The organism is Exiguobacterium sp. MMG028 (genome assembly GCF_027947425.1).
Lineage (GTDB): Bacteria > Bacillota > Bacilli > Exiguobacteriales > Exiguobacteriaceae > Exiguobacterium > Exiguobacterium aestuarii_A.
Genome location: NZ_JAQJIN010000001.1, coordinates 575,188 through 599,678, shown reverse-complemented (window position 1 = coordinate 599,678; position 24,491 = coordinate 575,188). Strand labels below are relative to the sequence as shown.

21 protein-coding genes and 2 riboswitches are annotated in these 24,491 nt (G+C 48.9%); of the genes, 6 read left to right on the top strand and 15 right to left on the bottom strand.

Annotated features, from left to right (window positions below):
• Positions 1-28 precede the first annotated feature (28 nt).
• From parC to PJK55_RS03190, 3 genes are all read right to left on the bottom strand, one after another.
• Positions 29-2,434: a DNA topoisomerase IV subunit A gene (gene parC / locus PJK55_RS03200; RefSeq protein WP_271304780.1), complete on the bottom strand. Its 2,406-nt coding sequence runs from the start codon at positions 2,432-2,434 to the stop codon at positions 29-31.
• Between the two features lie 2 nt (positions 2,435-2,436).
• A complete protein-coding gene (gene parE, locus PJK55_RS03195) occupies positions 2,437-4,404 on the bottom strand; it encodes a DNA topoisomerase IV subunit B (RefSeq protein WP_214692431.1) in 1,968 nt (655 codons plus the stop codon).
• A 126-nt stretch (positions 4,405-4,530) separates the two neighbouring features.
• On the bottom strand, positions 4,531-4,935 hold the full coding sequence (locus PJK55_RS03190; protein ID WP_271304779.1) for a CoA-binding protein: 405 nt from the start codon (positions 4,933-4,935) through the stop codon (positions 4,531-4,533).
• Positions 4,936-5,276: 341 nt separating this feature from the next.
• Between PJK55_RS03190 and PJK55_RS03185 the strand changes: the two genes are divergently transcribed.
• Both PJK55_RS03185 and PJK55_RS03180 read left to right on the top strand, forming a co-directional pair.
• Positions 5,277-6,338, top strand: a complete 1,062-nt coding sequence (locus PJK55_RS03185) for a GGDEF domain-containing protein (protein WP_271304778.1) — start codon at positions 5,277-5,279, stop codon at positions 6,336-6,338.
• The gene (locus tag PJK55_RS03180; protein WP_271304777.1) at positions 6,335-7,348 is read left to right on the top strand and encodes a tyrosine-type recombinase/integrase; all 1,014 of its coding nucleotides are present in this window, start codon (positions 6,335-6,337) and stop codon (positions 7,346-7,348) included. The genes PJK55_RS03185 and PJK55_RS03180 overlap by 4 nt, the downstream gene beginning before the upstream one ends.
• Before the next feature lie 62 nt (positions 7,349-7,410).
• Here the strand turns inward: PJK55_RS03180 and PJK55_RS03175 are convergent, their stop codons facing one another.
• Genes PJK55_RS03175 through PJK55_RS03165 form a run of 3 tightly spaced genes read right to left on the bottom strand, consistent with a single transcriptional unit; the run spans position 7,411 to position 10,986 of the window.
• Entirely contained in the window at positions 7,411-8,550 is a 1,140-nt protein-coding gene (locus PJK55_RS03175; protein ID WP_271304776.1) for a hypothetical protein, read from the bottom strand.
• Complete coding sequence (locus PJK55_RS03170) at positions 8,547-9,758, bottom strand: hypothetical protein (protein WP_214782929.1); 1,212 nt, start codon at positions 9,756-9,758, stop codon at positions 8,547-8,549. Before PJK55_RS03170 ends, PJK55_RS03175 begins: the two co-directional genes overlap by 4 nt.
• 55 nt (positions 9,759-9,813) lie before the next feature.
• A complete protein-coding gene (locus PJK55_RS03165; protein WP_271304775.1) occupies positions 9,814-10,986 on the bottom strand; it encodes a MalY/PatB family protein in 1,173 nt (390 codons plus the stop codon).
• 115 nt (positions 10,987-11,101) lie between these two features.
• On the opposite strand from PJK55_RS03165, the gene PJK55_RS03160 reads away from it, so the two are divergent.
• The gene (locus PJK55_RS03160; protein WP_271304774.1) at positions 11,102-11,755 is read left to right on the top strand and encodes a M48 family metallopeptidase; all 654 of its coding nucleotides are present in this window, start codon (positions 11,102-11,104) and stop codon (positions 11,753-11,755) included.
• A 21-nt stretch (positions 11,756-11,776) separates the two neighbouring features.
• Here PJK55_RS03160 and PJK55_RS03155 read toward each other — a convergent pair whose 3' ends face one another.
• From PJK55_RS03155 to PJK55_RS03140, 4 genes are all read right to left on the bottom strand, one after another.
• Positions 11,777-12,682, bottom strand: coding sequence for a methyl-accepting chemotaxis protein (locus PJK55_RS03155; protein WP_271304773.1), 906 nt, complete (start codon positions 12,680-12,682; stop codon positions 11,777-11,779).
• A gap of 157 nt (positions 12,683-12,839) precedes the next feature.
• The gene (locus tag PJK55_RS03150; RefSeq protein ID WP_271304772.1) at positions 12,840-14,126 is read right to left on the bottom strand and encodes a hypothetical protein; all 1,287 of its coding nucleotides are present in this window, start codon (positions 14,124-14,126) and stop codon (positions 12,840-12,842) included.
• Positions 14,123-15,418 carry a hypothetical protein gene (locus PJK55_RS03145; protein ID WP_271304771.1) on the bottom strand — a complete coding sequence of 432 codons (1,296 nt, stop codon included), beginning with the start codon at positions 15,416-15,418 and terminating at the stop codon, positions 14,123-14,125. Before PJK55_RS03145 ends, PJK55_RS03150 begins: the two co-directional genes overlap by 4 nt.
• A gap of 99 nt (positions 15,419-15,517) precedes the next feature.
• Entirely contained in the window at positions 15,518-15,901 is a 384-nt protein-coding gene (locus PJK55_RS03140; RefSeq protein WP_271304770.1) for a DUF302 domain-containing protein, read from the bottom strand.
• A 161-nt stretch (positions 15,902-16,062) separates the two neighbouring features.
• Here PJK55_RS03140 and PJK55_RS03135 point away from each other — a divergent pair, with 161 nt between their 5' ends.
• Positions 16,063-16,458 (top strand): Spx/MgsR family RNA polymerase-binding regulatory protein, encoded by a 396-nt coding sequence (locus PJK55_RS03135; protein ID WP_012726343.1) that lies wholly within the window; start codon positions 16,063-16,065, stop codon positions 16,456-16,458.
• Positions 16,459-16,488: 30 nt separating this feature from the next.
• Here PJK55_RS03135 and PJK55_RS03130 read toward each other — a convergent pair whose 3' ends face one another.
• The 5 genes from PJK55_RS03130 to PJK55_RS03110 all read right to left on the bottom strand — a co-directional run bounded on the left by PJK55_RS03130 (position 16,489) and on the right by PJK55_RS03110 (position 21,397).
• Positions 16,489-17,151: a methionine ABC transporter permease gene (locus PJK55_RS03130; RefSeq protein WP_214794951.1), complete on the bottom strand. Its 663-nt coding sequence runs from the start codon at positions 17,149-17,151 to the stop codon at positions 16,489-16,491.
• Positions 17,123-18,157, bottom strand: a complete 1,035-nt coding sequence (locus PJK55_RS03125) for a methionine ABC transporter ATP-binding protein (RefSeq protein WP_271304769.1) — start codon at positions 18,155-18,157, stop codon at positions 17,123-17,125. Before PJK55_RS03125 ends, PJK55_RS03130 begins: the two co-directional genes overlap by 29 nt.
• An 11-nt stretch (positions 18,158-18,168) precedes the next feature.
• Complete coding sequence (locus PJK55_RS03120) at positions 18,169-18,990, bottom strand: MetQ/NlpA family ABC transporter substrate-binding protein (RefSeq protein ID WP_271304768.1); 822 nt, start codon at positions 18,988-18,990, stop codon at positions 18,169-18,171.
• 73 nt (positions 18,991-19,063) lie between these two features.
• Positions 19,064-19,167, bottom strand: a riboswitch (SAM riboswitch).
• A 41-nt stretch (positions 19,168-19,208) separates the two neighbouring features.
• A complete protein-coding gene (locus tag PJK55_RS03115; protein ID WP_271304767.1) occupies positions 19,209-20,225 on the bottom strand; it encodes an iron-containing alcohol dehydrogenase in 1,017 nt (338 codons plus the stop codon).
• Positions 20,222-21,397, bottom strand: a complete 1,176-nt coding sequence (locus PJK55_RS03110; RefSeq protein WP_271304766.1) for an aminotransferase class I/II-fold pyridoxal phosphate-dependent enzyme — start codon at positions 21,395-21,397, stop codon at positions 20,222-20,224. Before PJK55_RS03110 ends, PJK55_RS03115 begins: the two co-directional genes overlap by 4 nt.
• 78 nt (positions 21,398-21,475) lie before the next feature.
• Positions 21,476-21,575, bottom strand: a riboswitch (SAM riboswitch).
• A 158-nt stretch (positions 21,576-21,733) separates the two neighbouring features.
• Here PJK55_RS03110 and PJK55_RS03105 point away from each other — a divergent pair.
• Together PJK55_RS03105 and PJK55_RS03100 are read left to right on the top strand one after the other, a co-directional pair.
• A complete protein-coding gene (locus PJK55_RS03105) occupies positions 21,734-22,834 on the top strand; it encodes an AI-2E family transporter (RefSeq protein WP_271304765.1) in 1,101 nt (366 codons plus the stop codon).
• Between the two features lie 269 nt (positions 22,835-23,103).
• Positions 23,104-24,348 (top strand): MDR family MFS transporter, encoded by a 1,245-nt coding sequence (locus PJK55_RS03100; protein ID WP_271304764.1) that lies wholly within the window; start codon positions 23,104-23,106, stop codon positions 24,346-24,348.
• The last annotated feature ends 143 nt before the right edge of the window (positions 24,349-24,491 follow it).

The window sequence follows — 24,491 nt, the reverse complement described above, 5'->3', positions numbered from 1 at the left end:
CGATTATGCCGATCGACAGGTCTTTTCTTTAATCGAGATACACGTCCTCGATCTCACCGAATGAATCTTCGTCGAAGACGAACGATCCGTTGGCATAGCGATCAAGTAGCGTGAGTGTTTTTGTCTTCACTTGTTTTGCTTTCTCTTTTCCGACGATATGCAATGTCTCATCCCCATGTACAGGGAGCACACGACGGATTTGGTGCGGTTTTGATTTGACCTCACGAATGAGCATCGTTCCGCGAAGGTTGCGGTTCGTGCAATCGAACTGGTCTTCAAGTTTCATCTTCTTGACCGCTCCTCGTTGCGTCACGAGAACGAATAACGGTGGCGTGAAGAACGAGAAGGCATCCGCGACGACGTCACCATCTTTCAAGTTCATCGCTTTCACACCAGCTGCCCGCTGTCCAACGACCGGTACGTCATCTTCTTTGAACCAGAGGCCATATCCACGCTCGGAGACGAGGAACAACTGCCCAGGACCATCACTAATTCCAGCGAAAACGACCTCATCGTCACCTTTTAGCTTCAAGGCCATGAGCGGTTTCGACTTCCGCTGCGCGTCATAGTCTCGTAACGGCGTACGTTTGACCATTCCGTCTTTCGTCACGAAGAGGCAATGGGCATCTGTCTCGAACGTCGAGACAACGTCTGCCGAGATGACCTGTTCTCCTTCGATTGGGACGAGGTTGGCGACGTGCTGACCGGCATCCTTCCACTTCGATTCAGGGATCTGATGGATTGGGATGAGGAGGTAGCTCCCTTTGTTCGTCCAGACGAGCAAGTGGTCTGTCGTCATCGCTTGTGTCATGAGGAGAGGACGGTCTTTATCCTTCATCTCCGGTAAGACGTCACTTGAGGCGCCGTATGAGCGCATCGAGGCACGTTTAACGTATCCGTCACGGCTGACGAAGACCATCGTCTCTTCGACGGCAATCATGACTTCCGTCTTCAGCTTCAATTCTTCGACTTCCGACTCGATGACCGAGCGACGGTCATCCCCGAACTCATCACGTAGCGCCGTGAGTTCTTTCACGATCAACTTCCGTTTCGTCGCATCCACGTCAAGAATGTTCGAGAGGCGAGCGATCTCTTTTTGGAGTGCCTTCGCTTCTTTTTGCAACTCGACGATGTCCGTATTCGTGAGTCGATACAATTGGAGCATGACGACCGCTTCGGCCTGGCGTTCCGTGAATGAGAACCGCTCCATCAGTTTCTTCTTCGCGTCCGCTTTATCTTTCGCGGAACGGATCAATTCAAGCGTCTCATCGAGGACCGAGATGGCTTGTTCCAAGGCATCGACGATTTCAGCCCGTTTTTTCGCCTGTTCGAGTTCAAACGTTGTGCGACGTGTCACCACTTCTTCGACGTGCTTCAAATAGGCGTCGATGATCGGGATGATGCCCATCTGTTTTGGTGTCCGGTTCACGATGGAGACCATATTGTAGTTATAGGCGAGCTGCAGGTCCGTATGCTTCAAGAAGAAGTGAAGGACACCCTCCGCGTCTGCCTCTTTCTTCAATTCGATGACGACACGAAGGCCGGTCCGGTCCGTCTCGTCACGGACTTCCGCGACACCTTCGACCTTTTTGTCGAGACGGAGCTCTTCCATCTTTTTGACGAGGTTCGCCTTGTTCACTTCATAGGGGAGTTCGGTGATCGTGATCTGTTCACGGCCGCCTTTTAGCTGCTCAATCTCTGATTTCGCGCGGATGATGACCTTACCCTTGCCGGTCTCGAACGCCTTCAGGATGCCTTCTTTCCCCATGACTGTTCCTCCGGTCGGGAAGTCAGGTCCTGTGACATACTCGAGGGCGTCTTTCGCTGTATCGACATTGCCTTTCAGGCGTGCTATGGCGAGGTTGAGCACTTCCGTCAAGTTATGCGGCGGGATTTCTGTCGCATAACCCGCTGAGATTCCTGTCGTTCCGTTCATGAGCAAGTTCGGGAGGAGTGACGGCAAGACGAGCGGTTCTTCCGTCGAATCGTCAAAGTTCGGCGTATAGTCGACCGTATTCTTCGCGATCGACGTCAGCATGACCCCAGCAATCTTCGAGAGACGCGCTTCCGTATAACGCATGGCCGCTGCCGGGTCACCGTCCATCGACCCGTTGTTCCCATGCATGTCGATGAGCGGATAGCGTAGTTTCCAGTCCTGAGAGAGACGTACCATCGCCTCATAGACGGACGAGTCACCGTGCGGGTGATAGTTCCCGATGACGTTCCCGACCGTCTTCGCAGACTTCCGGTAAGGCTTGTCGTTCGTATTCCCCTCATGGTGCATCGCATAAAGGATACGACGTTGTACGGGCTTGAGCCCGTCGCGTGCGTCCGGCAAGGCACGGTCTTGAATGATATATTTTGAATAACGCCCGAACCGGTCACCGACGACCTGTTCGAGAGATAAGTTTAAAATGTGTTGAATCGTCGACATCGTTACATCACTTCCTCAATCGCTTTAGTCACATGTTCATTGGCGATGATCGAATCATCTTCCTGGAGTCCGAAGGCAACGTTCTCCTCGATCCACTCACGGCGATGCGTGACGTTATCGCCCATCAAGACCGAGACGCGCTTGTCCGCGACAGCCGCGTCGTCCACCGTGACACGGATGAGCGTACGGGTATCCGGATTCATCGTCGTCTCCCATAACTGGTCCGCGTTCATCTCACCGAGACCTTTATAGCGCTGGAGGATATAGCCTTTCTTATACACTTTGACCAACTTCTCGAGCGCCTCTTCGTCCCATGCGTAGTCGAACTGCTCGGACTTGCCTTTCCCTTTTGAGATGCGATAGAGCGGTGGCAAGGCGACGAACACACGGCCAGCCTCAACGAGCGGTCGCATATAACGGAAGAAGAACGTGAGAAGGAGCACTTGGATATGCGCACCATCTGTATCGGCATCCGTCATGATGATGATCTTGTCGAAGTTGCAGTCATCCAAATCGAAATCATGACCGACCCCGGCACCAATCGCGTGGATGATTGTATTGATTTCTTCATTCTTCATGATGTCCTGGAGTTTTGACTTCTCGGAGTTGATGACTTTCCCGCGTAACGGAAGGATGGCTTGGAACGTCCGGTCACGCCCTTGTTTGGCGGAACCACCGGCCGAGTCACCCTCGACGAGGAACAGTTCGTTCTTCGCGGCATTCTTCGATGTCGCCGGCGTCAATTTCCCGTTCAAGATGCTCGAACGTTTCTTCTTCTTACCGTTCCGTGCCTCTTCACGTGCTTTTCGTGCCGCCTCACGCGCCTGAGCCGCGCGAATCGCTTTTTTGATGAGCATCGTGGCCATCTGTGGGTTCTCTTCTAAGAAAATCGTCAGTTGCTTCGCCATGACGCTATCGGCACTCGCACGCGCCTCTGGGGAGCCGAGTTTCGACTTCGTTTGACCCTCGAACTGGAGGAATTCCTCTGGGATTCGGACCGAGACGATGAGTGTGAGTCCCTCACGGACGTCGCCGCCGTCTAGGTTCTTGTCCTTCTCTTTGAGCAATCCGTTCTTACGCGCATATTCATTCATGATCCGGGTCATCGCCGTCTTGGCGCCGACCTCATGCGTCCCACCGTCACGCGTACGGACGTTGTTGACGAAAGAGAGGACGTTCTCGGAATAGGCGTCTGTGAACTGGAATGCGAGTTCGATCTCAATCTCGTTCTCTGTCCCTTCGAAGTAGACGATCGGATGAAGCGTCGCCTTATCGTCATTTAAATATTGAACGAATTCAGCAATCCCATCCTCGTAATGGAACGTCTCTTGTTTATCGGTACGCTCATCCGTCAGTGTGATCGTCAATCCTTTTAAAAGGAAAGCCGATTCACGTAATCGTTCGGCGAGCGTGTCATAGTTATACGTTGTCGTCGAGAAGATCGATGCATCCGGTTTAAAATAGACGCTCGTTCCTGTCTGGCGCGTCTTGCCCGTCTCGAGGAGCGTCGTCTGCGGCACGCCGCCGTCCGCGAATGTCTGCTCGAACACTTTCCCGTCGCGATAAATTGTCACGACGACCTTGCTCGAGAGTGCGTTGACGACCGAGGCACCGACCCCGTGGAGACCGCCCGACGTCTTGTAACCGCCTTGTCCAAACTTCCCACCAGCATGGAGAACGGTGAAGATGACTTCAGGTGTCGGTTTTCCAGAGGCGTGCATCCCTGTCGGCATCCCACGTCCGTGGTCACGGACCGTGATCGCATCGTCCTTATGAATCGTCACATCGATTTGACCACCGAACCCGGCGAGCGCTTCATCGATCGCATTGTCGACGATCTCATACACGAGATGGTGAAGCCCGCGATGGTCGGTTGACCCGATGTACATCCCCGGTCGTTTTCGTACGGCCGTGAGTCCTTCGAGCACCTGGATGGCGTCTTCATTGTAATTAAATAGATCTGTTGACATAGCAGTCACCTCAATTTCGAACACACGTTCGTTTTTCTTTCCTATTGTATAGCTGTTCATCGATTCTGGCAAGCCTCCCTTGTCAGCCGTTGCTGAAAAAAAGGAGACCTACCAAGGAGGTAGGTCTTATCCGAGTAGACGAGCATGCTCCACGTACAGGCAGCGGTTCTCGATGTAATCGAGCCCGGCATCGCGTGCGATTTGCTCCGCCTCTGAACTTGAGAGACCAAGCTGGTTGAAGACGAGCCCGACATCCCCATGTCGTACCGCATCTTCCGCGACACCTGCTAAAAATTCACTGCGACGGAACACGTCGACGATATCGATTCTACCCGGGATGCTCTCGACGGACGGATATGCCTTGCGGCCGTTCCACTCCTCGAGCATCGGGTTGACAGGGATGACGGTATACCCGACACGAAGTAAGTACTCCGCAATCTGGTTGGCCGTCTTGTTCGGGTTGTCGGACACGCCGACGACCGCGATGGTCTTCGCTTCAGACAAAAGTTGCTTCAAACGCTGATCATCCATCCAAAATCCCCCTTTGGTTTACGTTTACAGTGTAACGTTACCTGACTTGCCGTTTCAAGTCCTATTTTCATCATAAGGTATAATGGTTCAACATTACAATTTCAAGACAAATCAATATGGTTTACATAACAAATTATTGTCTACCATTTATTTTGCGATAAAACTTATTGGTCGATTAACCGTTCGATTCAGAAACAATCATGTAACTCATAAACATTGCGTGAAATATCTATTTCACGCAACAATAAGGACGTGTTATAAGGTCTTTTCATGGATGATTTTGATGACTTTTATATAAATACAAGCGTTCTTTCGCTATACTGAATGAGAGGAGGTGTGAGATGGGAACAATTTATGATGCCCGTCGCGGAACGCTGTATAATGAACGCATCATGTTTTATGGCAACGTCATCGCCTGGTTCGTTCATCTATTGTTCTGTCTGTTATTCTGGCGATTGGATGTGACCTCTTTGTTCATCTCTAACGGAGTGAGCGTCCTATATTACACGATTTCATTTTATTTTGTACATAAGCGATGGTACGGCATTTTCTTCACCGGACTCTTCATCGAAGTCGTGTATAATGCGATCGTCTCGACGATCATTCTCGGTTGGGATGTCAACATGCATTATTTCATACTCATGATGGCCTATGGCGTCTTTTTCATGCCGAGCGTGACAAAAGGACAACGAATCTTGACGACCGCCCTCGCAATGATGATCTATAGCATCCTCTTCGTCAATGTGTCAGACGGAATGGTGACTTTGCCACAACCTATCGAACAGGCACTTGGGCTCTTTTGCATCCTTTCGACGGTCATGATGATTGCCGGTCTCTCATTCATCTTTGAATCGGCCGTCGTCGAGGTGACGGATGAACTCGAGCAATCGAACGAGCAATTGCAGGTTCTCGCTTCGACAGACGGATTGACCGGGCTGCTGAATCGGAAAAACGGGCATGAACGCGTCTCGGAATCCATCGAGCAGGCTAGTCGTGGCGGCATCTCTTACGCCATTGCGCTATGTGACATCGACGGATTCAAGTCGTTCAACGAGACATATGGCCACGATTGTGGAGACCGTGTCATCCAACAAGTCGCATCCATCTTGTCCTCGGTTGACGGGATTGCCGTACGCTGGGGTGGTGAAGAGTTTTTGCTCTTCTATACGAACTCGTCTGGGGACATTTACGCCATAACGGAACAGTTGCGACATCAAATCGAATCCACATGTTTGGAATACGAAGGTGAACAACTCCATATCACGATGACGTTCGGACTTGCCGTGCGTACACAGTTCGATACGTTAGAGGAGATCGTGAAAGAGGCAGATGATTATTTGCGTGAAGGAAAACAAAATGGAAAGAATCAAGTTAGATTCGTAAGAAAAGGAGAGGTTCAATGAGTATCTTCCGTCAACTCGGACAACGGCCGACAACAACGAACTTGAAACGGTTTGAGCTGAACGGATTGCACCGATTACCTGTGTTCATCCAACAGTTCTTCCACCACTTAGCGGCCAAGCACTACTCCAAACAGACCGCTCAACGCTATGTCTATGATGTATTGGACTTCTTCCGTTGGGTCGAACACGTGAGCGGGACTGAATTAGAACCTGAGACAATTGATTTGGCGGCATTTACGGAAATCGATCATGCGGGGGCAGAAGCATATGCGACTTACCTCGCCCTCGAGCTCGAGAACGCCCCGAGTGTCATCAATCGAAAATTGTCTACGTTACAATCACTCTTCAATTATTTGATTGAGACGAACCAGGCCACGATCAATCCATTTCAGGCCGTGGAGCGACCGAAGCGAGGCAAGCGGAACCCGATCTATTTGACAGAGTCAGAGTGGCTCGACTTCTCAACGCTCGTCCGAAGCAATGTTGGGATGACGAACCGTGAGGCGAGCTGGTATGAGGCAAATCGCGAACGTGACTTTTTAATTATCCAACTTCTCGGACTTACGGGTATGCGCGTGTCGGAACTCGTCGGACTCAATTGGACCGATATCAACTTCGAAACCGAAACCATCCGCGTCATCGGTAAAGGGAACAAGGAGCGCCTCATTCCGATAGCGGGTCCTCTTCAGCCCTTACTCATCGAATACCGTCAATTGTCGGGTGAAGGTGCGTTATTTCAGAATGAAAAAGGGAAACGAATTGCCGTTCGTACGGTTCAACACGTGTTAAAAGGTCATATCGATCGATTGAAACCATATCTCCCTTTCTTGTCATATAAACAAGTGACACCCCATAAGCTCCGCCACACGTTTGCTACACGACTGGCGATGAGCGGAATCGATGTATTGACGATTCAACAGCTGCTTGGTCATGAATCGGTGGCCACGACACAAGTGTATGCCCATATCGGTGACGAGCGGAAAAAACACGCAATATCAGGTTTACAATAATATGTTATGTAAACTATATATCCAAATATAAACACCACCTAATAAATGGGTGGTGTTTATATTTATGTGCTCGACATGGATAGGATTAATACGGCATCATCGATGACCATATAATAGGCATTTTCATATGCAAAGCGTTCCTCTGTCTTTAAATCGAAAATGACGACGCCGCTCGTAAGACCTTCTGTATACTCATGAACGAGATAGCGACGACCGATCACGCGCTCGAACGGTTCCACATCGATATAACGTGCCCCAGTCGCAACATCAATGACTTCCGTATGCATGTCACTCTCATCTACCTTGATAAAGATTGTCGAACTGACATCGTCATACGTGAAGTCGAGTGGTTCGTAGGCGCCCCAATCAACAACCGATACTTCGTGTAACACGTCAGGTGCCGTCAAGTCATAGATGACTTCTTCGTTCAAAGAGTCGACGAACGCTGAAAATCGAAGGATGCCCTCGTTCTCGCCAAGGTATTGTACCGTGTCGCCTTCCCCTTGCAATCGGAGAACGTCATCGAATGGCAATTCATCTCGTTGATCCCAGATCGCCTCGATCGCCTCCTCGAGCGGACAGATGAGTAGCGCCTCAGAATGGTCAATCAGATCGTCCGGAGAGACTCGTTCATTGTCGAGTGCATCATAGTAGTCAAATTCATCGAGTCTGGCGTTACAGACGATATACGCGATACCCGCGAATGTCGTCGTAAACAAATACAGCTCACGGAATCGTTCCGTCTTCCCGACTAGACGCTCGTCCCGAATACGCTCACGCTGACCGGTCACCCGATCATACAACCATGCCTCATCAGACGAATCAAACGCCGTCAAAAAGAGGAAGTAACGATGATCGAGTACCCAGAATAGCGTGCTATTCCCTCTCTTCTCAAATGTCGTTACAATTTCTTCTTTCCCTGCTTTATAAGAGAACGCGATCAACTCTGTTTTGATGATTCCTTCGCCGTCTGGGATCTCGTTTAAGAAGTACACGACGTCCCCATCCACGAAGAGTTTCGAATAGCCGTAGTCTTCATAGGGACGACGGTTCAACTGGGTAATCATCCCGTCCTCTTCATCAAAACGATAGAGGGAGAAAGTCGTCTCATCTTTCTTTTCCCGATAGTAGACCGATGATGATGTGACAGCAATCAAATCCTCATGGTCGATCGGCATGGCACGTGCGTCCACAATTCTCATAAAGCACCTCTTTCATGTCCAGATTCGGCTGGTTCGACAGTGACAAGGCCCGGTGGTCGTTTCGGGAACGTGATACGGAGATGAGCATATTCAATCACATTCTGGTGTGGATGATTCTTGTCAATCCAACGAATACGTTGTTGATTTGCCAGGGCATGACCGATTTTCTCTTCCATCTGAAATTTCGAGATGTCACGATACGCGACTTCTTGGATGTACGTCTCTTCATCAGTCTCAAACTGTTGCCAAATCCCCATGACAAGTTGACCGAGGGCTGAAACCCGTCGTTCCGGTAACGTGATCGTCCCTAACGTCTGACTCACTTCCTTGAGACATTCGTTAGGGTCATCCGATACCGCAAACAATCGCTTGGCCGTATTGTTCATAACGCGATAGCGACGCTTCCCGCTCTCGAGTCTGAGTACTTGCGCATAAGGTTCGACCGGCACGCCGTGAAAGAATGTCTCTGTTCCACCCCATGCGAACCCGAAGGAAGGGTCGAACTTTCGAATCGTCTGCATGAACGACATCATGAAGTCCTCGACTTCTCTCCGCTCGAGTCGGAGCCATTCGGCAAGGGCGAGTGTGCCTTTGTTTTTTGAGATACGGTCGACCGGGAAGAAGAGTTCTCCGTCTGCCAGACGATGAGGCTTTAACTCGACGCCATCCGCCCGATAATCGGTCGATGGTCTACCGCCCCTACCCGCGTAAATGACCCATTCCTCATCTGTACTCTCGATGGCATACGCCTGGTGGGCCCAAGGTGGGGTCACATACAAGGCAGGATACTCCTCGAATGTGTCGAGATGGATATAGGAGCGGTCATTCCACAAATGGGCGACGAGTCGGACGACCTCTCCCGTCTCAGAATCTTTCGGGGTGATGTAGTTTCCCGTATCACCGATGAACGTCAGTACATGGAACCCGTATCCGTTGTACAAATGACGTATGATCCTTTCGAACACGGCAGTCACCATCCGCTCGAATAAGGGATGGTCCTCGTTTCGATCAAGAGTCGGCGAATCGACCGCACACATGAGCCAGCCCATACGCTCATACAATCGGACACGGAGCGGATAAGAGATCAACGGAGAAGAGCTCGCATGAATCTCAGTCAAGCGAATATTGGACATGTTTTCGACTTGCAAGGTGAATCCACTGCGCCTTAGCTGTTCCTCCATTTTTTTCTTCCAGTTGATCGTCTCCATCCCATCCACTCACTTTCTCTCATCATCTCATTGTGAATTTTTCCCGATTCTCGTTTTACACAAACGCTTTTCGCTTCATTTGCGTGCTGAGACGTTGGATTGCCTCGTCTAGCAATTCGCGACGCGTCCCGATATTCATCCGTTCAAACGCTTCACCTTGAGGACCGAACGGAGTACCCGGTGACAAGAAGATTCGTACGTCTTGATGTAGCCAAGACTTTCTCTCCTCTGCAGACATCGGGAGCTCCGAAAAGTCGATCCACAATAAATAGCTCGCCTCAGGACGCGCCGTACGGAGCATCGGTAGATTGGTTTCAATCGAGTCGATGACCTCGCTCATTTGTTGCTCGAGTTCTTCACGTAACTGATCGAGCCATTGCTCCGCACGTTTGTCTGTATAGGCCGCGATGATAGCTGTATTGGCAAACGGTGTCGGGAGGACGTGATGTTTGTTCTGTACTTTCGTGATCTGCTTCCGCCACTCATCAACCGGACAGATGATGTAGGACGCAAATAATCCTGCGATGTTAAACGCTTTTGAGGGCGCACTTACCGTGATGACGCGAGGGTCGAGTGAGCCGATTGCGGTATGTTTATGAGAAGGGAACGTCAAATCCGCATGAATCTCATCTGCGACAACGACGACATCATATTGATTTGCAAGCTCGACGACCTTTTCCAGTTCTGCTCTCGTCCAGACACGTCCGACCGGATTGTGCGGAGAACAGAGCAAGAAGAGCTTCGCTTGTTTCATCGCTTCCTCCAAGGCGACAAAGTCCATCTCGTAGCGTCCATCGTTCTCTTTCAACGGCGCATCGAACACCTGTCGTTTCGAACCAACAACGAGTTCATGGAAAGGTGGGTAGACGGGTGACTGAATGACAACACTATCCCCGACTGCAGTCAGTGCTTCAACGATATGCGTCAACGCAGGAACAACCCCACTCGAAAACAAGACATGTTTCGGGTCGACATCTAAATCGTGACGTCGCCCGTACCAAGAGCGGACCGCATCCTGCGCTTCAGGCGCGAACAACGTATATCCAAATTCACCTTGAGCGGCTTTTTTGGCGAGTGCCTCCGAAATAGACGGTGCTGTACGGATGTCGATATCGGCCACCCAGAGCGGCAATACCTCTTCCGATAGATGGAACCAACGATCCAACCCATCCCACTTCACCGAATTCGTCCCTGTACGTTCAAGTTGTTGTTGTAAAATTGATTTCATGTTCATCCCTCCTTCCCCTACTGTATCAAAGTTGGTTCGACTGCGTGCCAAAAAAGCATGGCGGTTTCTTGCCGACTTCGATATACTCAATCGAGATATGGAGAGGAGGTTATGGATGAACGTCAACATCGTCAGACAGAAACGAAGGAAAAAAGCTGCATTTTATGTCACACCTAACGGCATCGAGCTACGCATCCCAGCTCGTTTGTCAAAACGAGTCGTCGATTGGATTTTAGAAGAACACGCCACATGGATTCGTCATACATGGCACAATCTTCCGAAACAGACGTCTGTTCTCGATGAAGGGCTCGTCTTTCACGGGAAAAACTTTCCGACTCAAAAAGATGATGGGACGTCACTCCGATATGACGGTTCCTCTTTTTCCGTCCCGAGGGATTGGGACGAAACCACCCTTATAAAATCCTACGAAGCGTGGTTACGTGAACGAGCGCGTGAATATGTGATTGAACGTGCACCGATTTACGAAAGCTCCTTAGGCGTTAAAGCAAAAAAGATTCGCATCGGTCATCAAAAGACACGGTGGGGATCTTGTAGTTCAAACGGGACCATCTCGATCAACGTCCGCCTCATGCTCGCACCAAAAGAAGTGATGGACTACGTCATCGCTCACGAATGGGTGCATCTCGTCCACTTCGACCACTCTGCCTCATTTTGGGATACGTTACGAACCGTTTATCCAAAAACGGATGATGCGAAGGCGTGGTTGAAGCAAAACGGTCATACGTTACAACTCAAAAAAACCGACTGACCCGTCAAAGGGTCAATCGGTTCATAAGTTTGAAGTGAACGTGTCAGCCGTATCATGTAACTCGGCTGCGGCCTGCTCGAACGTATGGAAACGCTCCATCGTCTGTTCCATCGTCTTTGCACTCAACTGGATCTCTTGATTGGATGCGGTGACCCCTTCTACAATCTTACGTAGCTCGACGTTCATCCCTTCGGTGTTCGAGTTGACGTCGATGACCGCACGCTCGACCATACGGGAGAGGTTACGCACTTCCGTCGCCACGACATTGAACCCGAGTCCATGCTCACCAGCACGCGCCGCTTCAATGGCGGCATTTAAAGATAACAGATTCGTTTGTGCTGCGATCTCTTTGATGGACAAGGCGATTTTCGCGATGTCATCAGCTTGACGACGCAAGTTCTGAAGGGCGTGAAGGTTGTCTGCTGCATCTTTGGCAAGACGTTCAATCGTCTCATTCAAGATTTTCGTATCTTGCATGCCTGTTTTCGCCCGTTCATCGAGCACATCGGTCATCGATTTGAAACGATATGCATAATCCTCAATGACTTGCTGACGCTCTGTGATATCTGAGGCAATCTTGACGACACCGATTACGTCATCCCCTTCAAAGATTGGCATATACGTTGCCTCGAGCCAAATCGTCTCTCCTTTCGCGTTTTCGCGCTCCACTTTATCCGAGAAACTGAATCCGCTCCATAATTTCTCCCAAAATGCCGTGTACTCCGGGCTCTTCACAAAAGAGGAAGGACAGAACAAATGGTGTTGCATGCCAATCATCTCTTCACGTCTATATTTCATCGCTTTTGCGAACGTATCGTTCACATCGACGACCCGGCGTTGCCGATCAAATCGAATCATCGCCATATTCGTTTCGATGGAACGAAAAACATCATCTGAATGAATCATTTTTTGGTTCAATGTACTCATCAACTATAGCAACCTTTCTTTTTCGTAGGATATTCGTACTAAATCGTGAATCTCAGTGTAACGTATTGAGCTATTTGTCATCGTCTACTTTTTGTATAGAAGGTCAATATCTTGATTTTGAAGTATTTACCAAATGAAAAGACGCCAATAGGCGCCTTTACTCTTTTAAGTCTGGAAAGTAGCTGAAGAACGTCTCTGCACCCTTACTCGACAATTTGAACGTCTGCTCCCGCGTTGGATCGGTTAAGTACACATCCACTTTTTTCGAGCGTTTCTTAAAACTTAATTGAAACTCTTGCCCTTTCCATCCGTCGATGATTGTGAGGAGCGAATACGCTCCCACGTCCCCCGCACGCTTGACGGGTTCTGCCTCATCGATGGCGTCCATCAAATCAGACATATCGATCCCTGCAGCGCGCAACACGTTCGGATAATCGATCGTTGCCTTTCCGTCTAAAGGGGACTTATGGACGAATACGAACGGACCACTTGGTACGTTTATATTCGACTCGATATCTGCCCCGACGGATTCATCCGTCAAAAATTCGCCATCCGTGTAGGTGAGACGCACGTCTTTCGTCACACGTTTTCCGTTCTCCATAAAAGAGAACGTATAGAGCGGTGTCTCGACCCCGGGTTCGAGCGAGTCTGCCTGCAATACCCGCTCGACCTGTAACCCTTCAAATTGCTTTGGCTGAAAATAATCGGTTTCGGTCATCGTGACAATCGGGTCGTAGGAGAGTAACCCACCTTCTGACTCAGCAAAAAAATAAGCTTCTTTTGATTGCTCGTCGTAGCCGAGTGCGATCGTCACGACTCCCATTTGCGCGTTATACGGTTCGATGATCGAGAGCGGAAAGATGCCTTCATCTTCTCCGATGGTTAATGTGATGCTTCCATTCAAGGAAGGGGTCACTTGAATCATCGTTCCGTCAACTAGATGGACAGGGACTTCGAATATATCGGAATAATCGCTCCCCTTCACACGCTCTTCGTGTTCCCTCGTTCCAACCCCGATAGTCGGGACGGTTGGGATGGTGACGCCCTTTGACGCTTGAACAAACGAAGGGAGTTCTTCAATGAGTCCGACTCTCATCTTTGGCGAAAAACCATCCTGACAAATGACATAGTTCTGTTGTCCTTTTACATACGTGACTAACTTATAGGCATGTGCATCGTAGTCCGAAATCATGGCTTTTCGGTTCAATGCATACGAATGATAGACCGTGACGTCTTCATGGATTCGGGGAATCGGATCATCGGTGCACGCACGGAGTAAATCATTCGCCCACGTCTCCGGCCCGGTCTCAAAGCTATTTGAGTTCATGTCTCGTACATCCCATTGCGCTGGCATATGATCCAGTTTGACGACACTTATTTCTTCCCCACCACAACCCGATAAAATTCCGACTGCACATAACGTGAATAAGATACGCTTCCTCATGACTCTTTGTACTCCGGGAAAATATCCAAGAACACTTCCGCCCCTTTACTGGATAATTTAAATGTCTGATCGCGAAGCGGGTCCGTCAGATAAATGTCGAGCTTTTTTGATCGCTGTTTAACACTGACTTCAAACGATTGGCCTTTCCATCCATCCGTTAACGTCAAGTATCGATAGTCTGCCGGCTCACCCTTACGGTTGACCGGTTCTGCCTCTTTCAATACTTCCATGACTTGTTCAGATTCTCCCGTCGGTATTTCGATAAAATCAGGATAAACGAGATCATTTCCGTCAAACGGCTTCCGGTGTGAGACGACCCTTGGACCGTCTTCCTGATCCGGCATCCACTCTTCAAGCATCGATTCCGGTTCTTCGCCTTCTTTCAGTAACGTTCCTCCAACAAAGCGAACCGTCATCGTTTCCGTCACGCGTTCCCCATCCCTCATATAATGGAATGTATATAAGGGAACCGCTTCTCCTTCTTTTAGCTGTCCAGGTTCGACGATGGTGTCGACACTTAGCCCCTCAAAGGCATGTTGTTCCATTGACGCCGGGTCTTCGAGTTCTGCCAACTGTAACGGTTGAACAACAAAACGTTCATTAAAAAATGAGAAAAGGATATACGGTTGAGATGTATTTCGATCGAGTCCGATCGCAAACTGTTGACGCGGCCTCTCGATTCCGGTCGGTTCAAAACTAGTGAGTGGGTGTCTCGTCGTTTTACCACCCAGTTCTAGTTCAAGTTCTCCGAATAAAGCCGGTTCAATTTCAAGTAACGTATCTCGGAACGGCATCATGTCAACCTCATCGATGTTCAGTTCGTCCGGATCCATTAGCTGATCTTTTGAAGATGACGATGTCTGATGAAGGCTAGGGAATCGCGAAACGCTGATTCCTTCGGTCGTGTCCACGAAGTCTGGGAAAGCATCAATCGTCTCCGCCATCAATTGGTTCGTATAATCCTCACGACAGACAACATATCGTTCATCCCCTTCTAAATAAGTGACGACTTTCATGGAGTACGGATCGATGGATGAAACGACGCCGTTTCGTCCTGCAAACACAGACTGATAAACCGTGACATCTCCTTTAAGCTCAGTCGTTCGGTCACCCTCACACGCCTTGAGTACTTCTTTCTTCTCGTCGATTTGAACGATTTCTCCTTCTTTCGTATAACTCTCGATGTTCCATTGATCCTCTATGTAATCCAGTTGAATGACTTCTCTATCAGATGCTCCACATGCGCTTAACAAAGACGCGCCAAGTAAGATCGTCATACCACGTTTGAACATAACACACCTCCACTTTTTCTTCTGTTCCAATTTTACCATTATCTAACTGTCCGATACGAAAAAAATCCACCCATGTTTCATGAGCGGATGCCACATCGATTATTTACTTTGGTCAATCGCACGCTGCAGTCTAGATTCGACGTCAGCTGCGACAGCTTGTAGCGATTCATCATCGATCAGTCGAATCAATGCTGTCGGTTTCGGCATACCGATGTGGGTGTGGTCGTCTTTTTCGAACACCGCTATTTTACAGGGGAGAAAGTAGCCTCCCTCCAATTGCTGCGACAGCACTTCTTTCGCCGCCTTCGGATTGCATACTTCTAAAATGCGATACTTCCCTTCAATGGCCTGCCCTTTTTTCTCTAACGTGTCGCTCAAATCAAAGTCCCATAATACACCGAACGATTCTTCTTTCAGCGCTTCTCCAAGACGGTCGATGACGTCCTCAACGGTACGGTCAGACTGTACAGTATAATCAAACATCTTCATTCCTCCTTATGTGATTCCTCTTGAAATCTGTACCCGAACGAAGTCGCTTTCAATCAAAAAGAAACTGTATGTGATTTGAAACATAATCACGAAACGTAACGTATAAAAAGAGATAATAGTTAGAACCAAACTGATGTAAAGGAGAAGTGGTTGTCGTGACGGTCACGGTATTCACGCATACGAGCTGCAGTTCTTCCAGAAAAACGATTGATTGGTTGCGGGAACAAAAGATTCCCTTCATCGAAAAGAAATTGACAGACCAAGGCTTATCCTTTGGTGAATTTAAAGAAATGCTAAGTCTGACTGAGAATGGGACGACCGACTTGCTGTCGGTACAGAAGAGCGTCTATAAGCAAGCGGCTGAGAAACTCGACGAGATGTCGATCCGCGAACTATACAGTTTTGTCGCATCAAACCCTCAAATCCTGAAAAGTCCGATCGTCTTCGACCATCATCGCATCCAAGTCGGCTTCAGTGAGAAAGAGATTCGGACGTTCATTCCTCGGCATGACCGCATCGCTGAACTAAAACGGTTGCTCCACAACGCATAAATCGTGTCGCCAAGGCGACACGATTCTTTTTTAGGCTCGTTTTAATTTAGCTGCCAATCGGTTTCCGAATGACTGAATCGATTGAACAAGTAGGATAAGGACAAAAATCGTCACATACATGACTTCCGGTTCGAAACGAAGGTGTCCGTATTGATACGCGATATCTCCAAGCCCACCGGCTCCAACGAGACCTGCCATGGCAGTTGCACCAATCAACCCGATCGTTGCAATCGTCAATCCGAGAACGATGGAAGAACGTGCCTCACGGATGAGGACGTACCAGATGATCTTTCTCGTCGAGATGCCCATCGCCTCATACGCCTCGATGACCCCGCGATCGACTTCAAGAAGAGCAGACTCCATGAGCCGTGCGATGTATGGGGCGGTGAAGACGATGAGTGGTAGAAGCACACCTTGGACCCCAATCGTTGTACCCATGATGAAACGTGTGAACGGTAAGATGAAAAACAAGAGAATGATGAACGGAATCGAACGGATGACGTTGATGACGCTCGATAATCCACCGTACACGAACCGGTTCGCGAGACGCCCGTTCGGTCTCGTCAGTACGAGCAACGTCCCGAGCGGAAGTCCAATCAAGGTCGAGATGAGGAGCGCGATACTCGTCATCGTCAACGTTTGAATCGTTCCCGTCCAAATGAGGTCACCCCAGTCTGTCCAGAACTGTTGCATGGTTCGACACCTCCCTTACGTGTACACCGCTCGTCTTCAAATAACGGACAGCAAGTTCTGTTTGATCGTGATCCCCGTCAAGGTGAACGAGCAGATTTCCGACAAGACCCGCTTTCAATTTCTTGATCCCGCCCCCGATGATGTTCGGTAAGATCCCGAATCGTTTCGTCAACTGGGCGAGCACCGCTTGTTCCGTTTGACTACCGATGAATGATAAATGAACGAGCGTGCCTCGCGTCTGTAATTCCGACACTACTTCTTTCGGAACATCGAGATTCGTCTTCAAGAACCGCTGCGTCGTTTCGTGTCTCGGGTTTGAGAAGACATCCAACACGTTGCCTTGTTCAATAATTTTGCCGTGATCGATGACGGCGACTCGGTCACAGATTCGTTCAATCACTTCCATCTCATGCGTGATCAAGAAGATGGTCAATCCGAGTTCTCGGTTAATCTCGAGCAACAACTCTAAGATTGACTCGGTCGTCTCAGGGTCGAGGGCACTCGTCGACTCGTCGCTGAGCAGGATGTCCGGTTCATGTGCGAGCGCTCGTGCAATGGCGACGCGCTGCTTTTGTCCGCCTGACAATTGTTCAGGATAATGGTTCCGATGTTCAGATAAACCGACGATGTCGAGATAGCGGTCGACCCGTTCACGGATGACTTGCCTTCCGAGCCCTTCGAGGCGGAGCGGGATGGCCACGTTTTCTTCGACGGTCGCCGTCTTTAATAAGTTGTAATGTTGAAAGATCATACCAATTCGCTGACGTAGCGAAGAAAGTTCTTTTTTCTTTAATTGTGTGATATCTTGTCCCTCAATCTCAACGACACCTGCTGTCGGGCGCTCTAATAGATTGATCATACGGATGAGTGTACTCTTCCCGGCACCGCTTCGCCCGATGATGCCGAAGATCTCTCCTTTTTCGATTGTGAGGGAGACGTCATCGAGCGCGGTGATCGTATCTCCATTGACGTGAAATTGCTTGGTGATTTGTTTCAGTTCAATCATCAAATACCTCCTCAGAACGCTGGTACGACAGATCCATTGAATTCCTCTTCGATGAAGGCACGTACTTCATCCGAATGGTAGTAAGACTTCAATGTCTCAACGACCTCATCTTCTTTATTGACCGAGCGGACAACCACATAGTTCGGGTACGGATTATCGACCGTGTCTTCATGGAACAGGGCATCTTCGTTGATGGAGAGACCTGCTCCCATCGCAAAGTTCGTATTGATGGCTGCAAGGGCTACTTCCTGTAGCTGTGTGGGAAGCTGCGACGCTTCAAGCTCGATGAATTCTAAATTGAGCGGGTTTTCTGCGATATCTCGTTTTGTTGCTTTATCCGTCAAGCCGTCCTTCAATGTGATGAGGCCAGCAGTTTCATACAGACGCAATGCTCGCAGTTCGTTCGCCGGGTCATTCGGTACGGCCACTTTATCCCCTTCTTTTAAATCCTTGATATCTGTCAACTTCTCAGAATATAGCCCCATCGGGAATGCGACCGTTTTGAATACGTCGTCGATCTTATAGCCTTTATCCGATTTTTGGAGCTCTAAGAACGAGAGCGTCTGATAACTGTTCACATCAAGGCTTCCCTCGTCTAGTGCCGTGTTCGGAGTGTTGTAATCGTTGAATACTTTGATATCGATCTCAAGTCCATCCTCTTTCGCGAGTTCCTGTACTTTCTCTGCAATCTGCTCGTGTGGGCCACCGGTCACGCCGATCGTCAGTTCTTCCGTGCTGAGCGTCTCGCTCGCCTCGGATTGCCCACACGCGGAAAGTGCGATTGCTGCAAGGAATGACGTACCTGCCAAAAGTGTTTTTTGTTTGATGTTCATGAATAGTTCCTCCTCCAAATGAAAAGCCCGCTACTCACGAAGAGCGGCGGGCACGACAAGTGAAAGTCGGACACGCTCATCTCCCAGACGTCTCGTCTGTTGGAATTAGCACCATGATCATACTGATCTGGTTGCCGGGTTTCATCGGGCCAGTCCCTCCACCACTCTTGATAAGCAATCGGTTCTATTATTTTGTTATTATATTACTGATAAAAGAATTATTTGTAAACCATTTCTTGAAGATTGATGAGAATTTCTTTTAACTGCTCTGAATCTTCAAGATTCCGAATCCCTTGAATCGTGATTTCTTCAACAATCGAAGTGACCAATTCATCGACTTGATCAGGATGAATCCCAAGTTGTGTTAGCGAAGTCGGCGCATCGATGGATTGAAGCCAGTCCTTGAGCAGGAAGGTGTCATCGGATCTAATCAATCGTTCTTGAACAATCAACCCGAAACCTACCTTGTCTCCGTGTAGCCAATGGTGGGTCGAACCAAAGCGACTGAGTGCATTATGAACAGCGTGCGCGACAGCAACACGCGTGCCGGCATCCCCGAATCCACCAACCGCACCACCGATTGCGAGGACATGGTCGACGAGATATCGGATGTCCGTGCCGTAGCGACGGAAATCCTGTTCGCAGATTGACAGGTCCATCAACTTGCCACACTGTGCCGCGAGCGATAGCCCTGACTGAATGCCTGCATCCCTTGATTTCGTCCCGCTAATATATCGGGCCTCGAACCACTTTGCGACCGTATCGATCACGCCAGCCTTGAAATAGTCGTAAGGTGAATCACGTAACAGTCGTTCATCCGCGATGACACGCTCGATGACGACCGGAAATGTGTCGTAACGGATATATGACCCTTCCTCAGTGTAGATGACGCTAAGCGGTGTGAAAGCGGCACAGTTTGACACGAGTGTCGGGACGACAATGAGCGGTACGCTCTGAGAAGCCGCGACTCGTTTTGCTGTATCAATCAATTTGCCGCCACCAACGGCAATCCATACGTCGGGTCGATAGGCATTCAAACGATTTACTTCTTCGTCTGAACATTCCCCGTTGAATCGCACGCTCGGAAGATTTGCTAGACGAGGAGATACGCGAACCGCTTCACCGTATCCGTTCGATCCTCTCAAAACGAGTGCCTCTCGATTCCCGATCACCGTATGAAGGTCCTCGAGCGCATCATTTGAATGGTCATATTCGAGCACGGCCTGACGTATCACAAGTGTACCTCCTCATAGGCTGCAAACAGTCTCTCAATCCGTTCTACCGCTTCATCGATCTTCTGTTCAGACGATACGAGACCGAAACGGATATGGTGCTCTCCCTCTGTTCCGAAGAAGTAGCCTGGTGTGACGGCGACTCCCGCCTCGTGGAGTAACTTTGTCGAGAACGATTTTGCATCCCCCTCAGGTACTTTCGCCCATACAAAGAACGAACCCTTCGGTGCCTCAATCTCCCACCCCGCCCGGCGTAACCCATTAATCAATCGGTTTCGTCTTGTTTCGTAAAGTGAGGCTAGGTCATCACGTAAGTCACGCGGGGATTCTAACGCCACGATTGCTGCCTCTTGAATGGCTGAGAAGACAGACACGTGGACGTGATCTTGATACGTGTTGATGGCTTCGATGATATCGGAGTTCCCAACAGCAAAGGCGACCCGCCATCCTGACATATTGAACGCCTTCGACATCGTGTATACTTCAATCCCAATTTCTTTCGCACCATCTGCCTGAAGAAAGCTCGGGGGAACATAACCGTCGAACCCGATGCTTCCATAAGCGAAATCGTGGACGACCATCACATCATGCTTCTTCGCAAACGCGACGGTCTCTTCAAAGAATGCCGGCGTCGCGACAGCCCCAGTCGGATTGCTCGGGTAGTTCAAATACATGAGCTTTGCGTGTGCCGGATCGAGTGTTGAATAGTCCGGAAGAAAGCCATGTTCCTCTTTTAACGTCAAGTCGATGATTTCCGCACCAGCCAGACGCGCCCCCGAGATGTAATCCGGGTAACCCGGGTTCGGGAGCAAAATCCCGTCACCCGGTTCGAGAAGGCATTGTGGGAGTGTGATCAAGCCTGATTTGCTACCAATCAAGATCGCGACTTCTCGTTCCGGGTCGAGTTCGACACCATATTCACGAGAGTAAAATGATGCGACCGCTTCTTTCAAGCGGGTCTGTCCACGAAATGGACCGTATTGGTGTGTCGCCGGGTCCGTGATGGCACGTTCGAGCGCCTCACAGATTGGAGCGGGAGTCGGTAAGTCGGGCGTCCCTTGCCCGAGCCGGATAACGGTCTTTCCACTAGCCTCTACCGCCGCGACCTCTTCTGCTAATCCGACGAAGTGTTGGGTTGGTAAAGATTTTAATAATTGTGAACGTCTGTCTGCCATGATTCTTCCTCCTGATACGAAAAAACACCCCTTTCTGAGGAAAGGGGTGCTCAATACAGACGTATGTAGTCAACCACCTTCCCATCTCTCAAGGTCACCTTGCTGGAATTAGCACAGTATTTTGCAATCTGTTGCTGAAGCTTCATCGGGCCAGTCCCTCCGCTTCTCTTGATAGAAAGTGTTATTCGCTATGTAATTTTAGTATGTCCCTAAGTTAACCAGACATTTCCAACGGTGTCAAACATTTTTTTCAAGGTGAACATCTATTGAATCCTTTTCAAAAAACATTCATAGTAAAAGGGTAGAAAAATTATATTTGTATGAGGGGATAGAGCATTGGAGCTTAATCGTCAACTTATTTGGAAACTCAGTGTGATCGGTCTGATTTTACTCGTCTTATGGCGGGTCATCAGTGAACCGGATACCATCTCACGTGTTTTGCAGTACACGTTTCAGTTACTGACCCCAATCATCATGGGGATTGCCATCGCTTTGTTACTCAACACCGTACTCTCTTATATTGAAGAACGGTTCCATTTGAAGCGATATCAAGGTCTGCTCATCGTCTACATCACGTTTATCGGGATTTTAGCGATCTCGGTCGTCACGTTGTTTCCGCGGATCTACTCGAGTCTTTCATCACTCATCGAGGAGTTACCCGCCTATATCCGTCAAATCGATGCGTTCTTAGGTGATGTAAACAATTACTTGAAAGACTATAACGCGACGATCGCCCAAGCGCTTGATTTTGCACGCTTCGAGGATCGTTATTCCGGATGGGTCGAGACGGCCGTCCTCTCGTCTGTCGGTTATGTCTCTAGTTTTACAATGACATTGATCAACTTCTTGATCGGGATTGTCATCTCGATTTATCTCTTGAAAGACAAGGAAGTCTTCGCTCGTATGTTCAAGCGTCTTCTCTATGCGCTTTTACCCGTCGGTACTGCGAAGACGACAATTGATATCTTTCAGGAGATGGATTACATTTTTAAACGATACATCATCGGTAAATCACTCGATTGTCTGATCATCGGTGTTCTCGCTGTCATCGGACTCTTAATCATCGGTGCTCCATATGCATTACTGCTTGGTGTCATCGTCGGCGTCCTCAACTTCATCCCGTATGTCGGTCCACTACTTGGGATGATTCCTGCGTTTATCATCACTTACTTCTATGACCCGTTCACCGCCGTATTGGTGCTCTTGTTCATCTTCTTGTTGCAACAATTCGATGGATTGTGGCTCGGACCGAAGATTTTGGGTGACAGCGTCGGAATTACGCCGTTTTGGGTCATCACGTCCATCATTATCGGGGGCAGCCTGTTCGGTCTCGTCGGCATGTTTGTGAGTGTTCCGATCACGGCGATGATTCAAGTCGTCTTGTCTAGACTGATTGATTATCGTTTAAACCGAAAAAATTTAAATGAATTAATCTAAATCCTCCCAATAATTTGTTGACACATTGATGAAATGTGTCATACAGTTTAAGAGAAGAACAACAATTAACAGAAAGGAGAGGTTCTCATGTCAGTAGTATCTTCGAAACCATTCATTCAAGTTCATACTGATTGGCAGGCACCTCTTCGATTGAAACAGATCTAAGACGCCTGCCTAACTAGGCATGCATAAACAACATGGGACGTCGTATGCCTTCATGCATATGACGTCCCTTTTGTGTCTAAAATTAAATAAAGCAGGTGACCTGTATGTTTCAATCACTCAAGCAACTCGACCGCAACATTTGGATACGTTTCTTAGGAGAGACAATCACGGGAATCATGATGTTCATGATTGCCCCATTCTTAGTCCTTTATTATAGTGACCAGTTAGACAGCTATCTTCAAGTCGGAATCATCATGGCGACGGGACCAATCATGGCGCTCCTCGGCTCGATGATTGGGGGAAGGTTTGCTGATATATACGGACGAAAACCAATCATGATGATTGCTATCGTTGGTGACGCGCTCGCCCTCATCGGTTTTGCGTTCGCCGATTCGTTTTGGCCATTGCTCTTACTCAATGCCATGCTCGGCTTGACTAATTCATTGTTCCACCCTGCAGCCAGTGCAATGGTCGCTGACGTCACGGAACCCGAGCATATGAACGAAGCATTCGGACTCTTACGAATGGGGCATAACATTGGAGCCGCATTCGGACCGCTTCTCGGGAGTGCGGTGCTGTTCATCGATCGGGAGCTGATTTTCTTTGCGGCTGCTTTCATCTTTGGTTTGTATGCCCTCGTGCTTGGGGCATTTATTCACGAATCATTGCCGGATTTAAAGGAAGACGAGACTCCGAGCAATCGGGAAGTGTTGCGCGTTTTCTATAACGACCGCGTGTTTCTTATCTTTATCTTTGCGGGTATATTCATATCAATGGGATTCTCGGTCGTCGAAAGTATGTTGCCGCTCTTTTTGAAGGAGTCGCTCCCGACGTATACGGATCAACAAAACCCATTCCCTTACCTGTTGGCACTTAACGGGATCCTCGTCGTTCTTTTCCAGTTCCCGATTGCATCAAAGCTCGGGAATAAGCCTTTTGGGAAAGTCATGTTTGCTGGAGCTACCGTATTCGGGATTGGGATGATCTTGATTGCGATCGTCCCGAGAGCATTGTACGCTCTCGACGTTCCTTATCTCCCACTCGTCGGAATCTTACTCGCTGTCTACGCGTTTTACACGTTTGGCGAGATGATCATGTCTCCTGTCCAACAGACATTCATCGCCTTGATTGCGCCAGAGAACATGCGCGGTGCCTACAATGGTGCTGCGAGTGTCCAATGGCTGATCGGCGGTGTCACAGCTCCGATTATCGCGAGTGTCTTCTTCGATCATCGTGCCGGACATATCGCACTGATCTTGATTGGTGGCGCGAGTTGTCTGTCAGGCATCATTTACTGGCAACTCGGACGTCATGTTCAAGCGACAGAAGCAAAGCAAAAATCCGCATAATCACTCATTGACCACACTGTCTGTTTTTTAGAAAGTGTGGTCTTTTCATTCTTTTCATCTTTATTAAAATTTGAAATTATCATTCAATTCACTTTACAATCATAATAATCCTTTTTATGATAAAACGGTTAAGGAGGGATCTT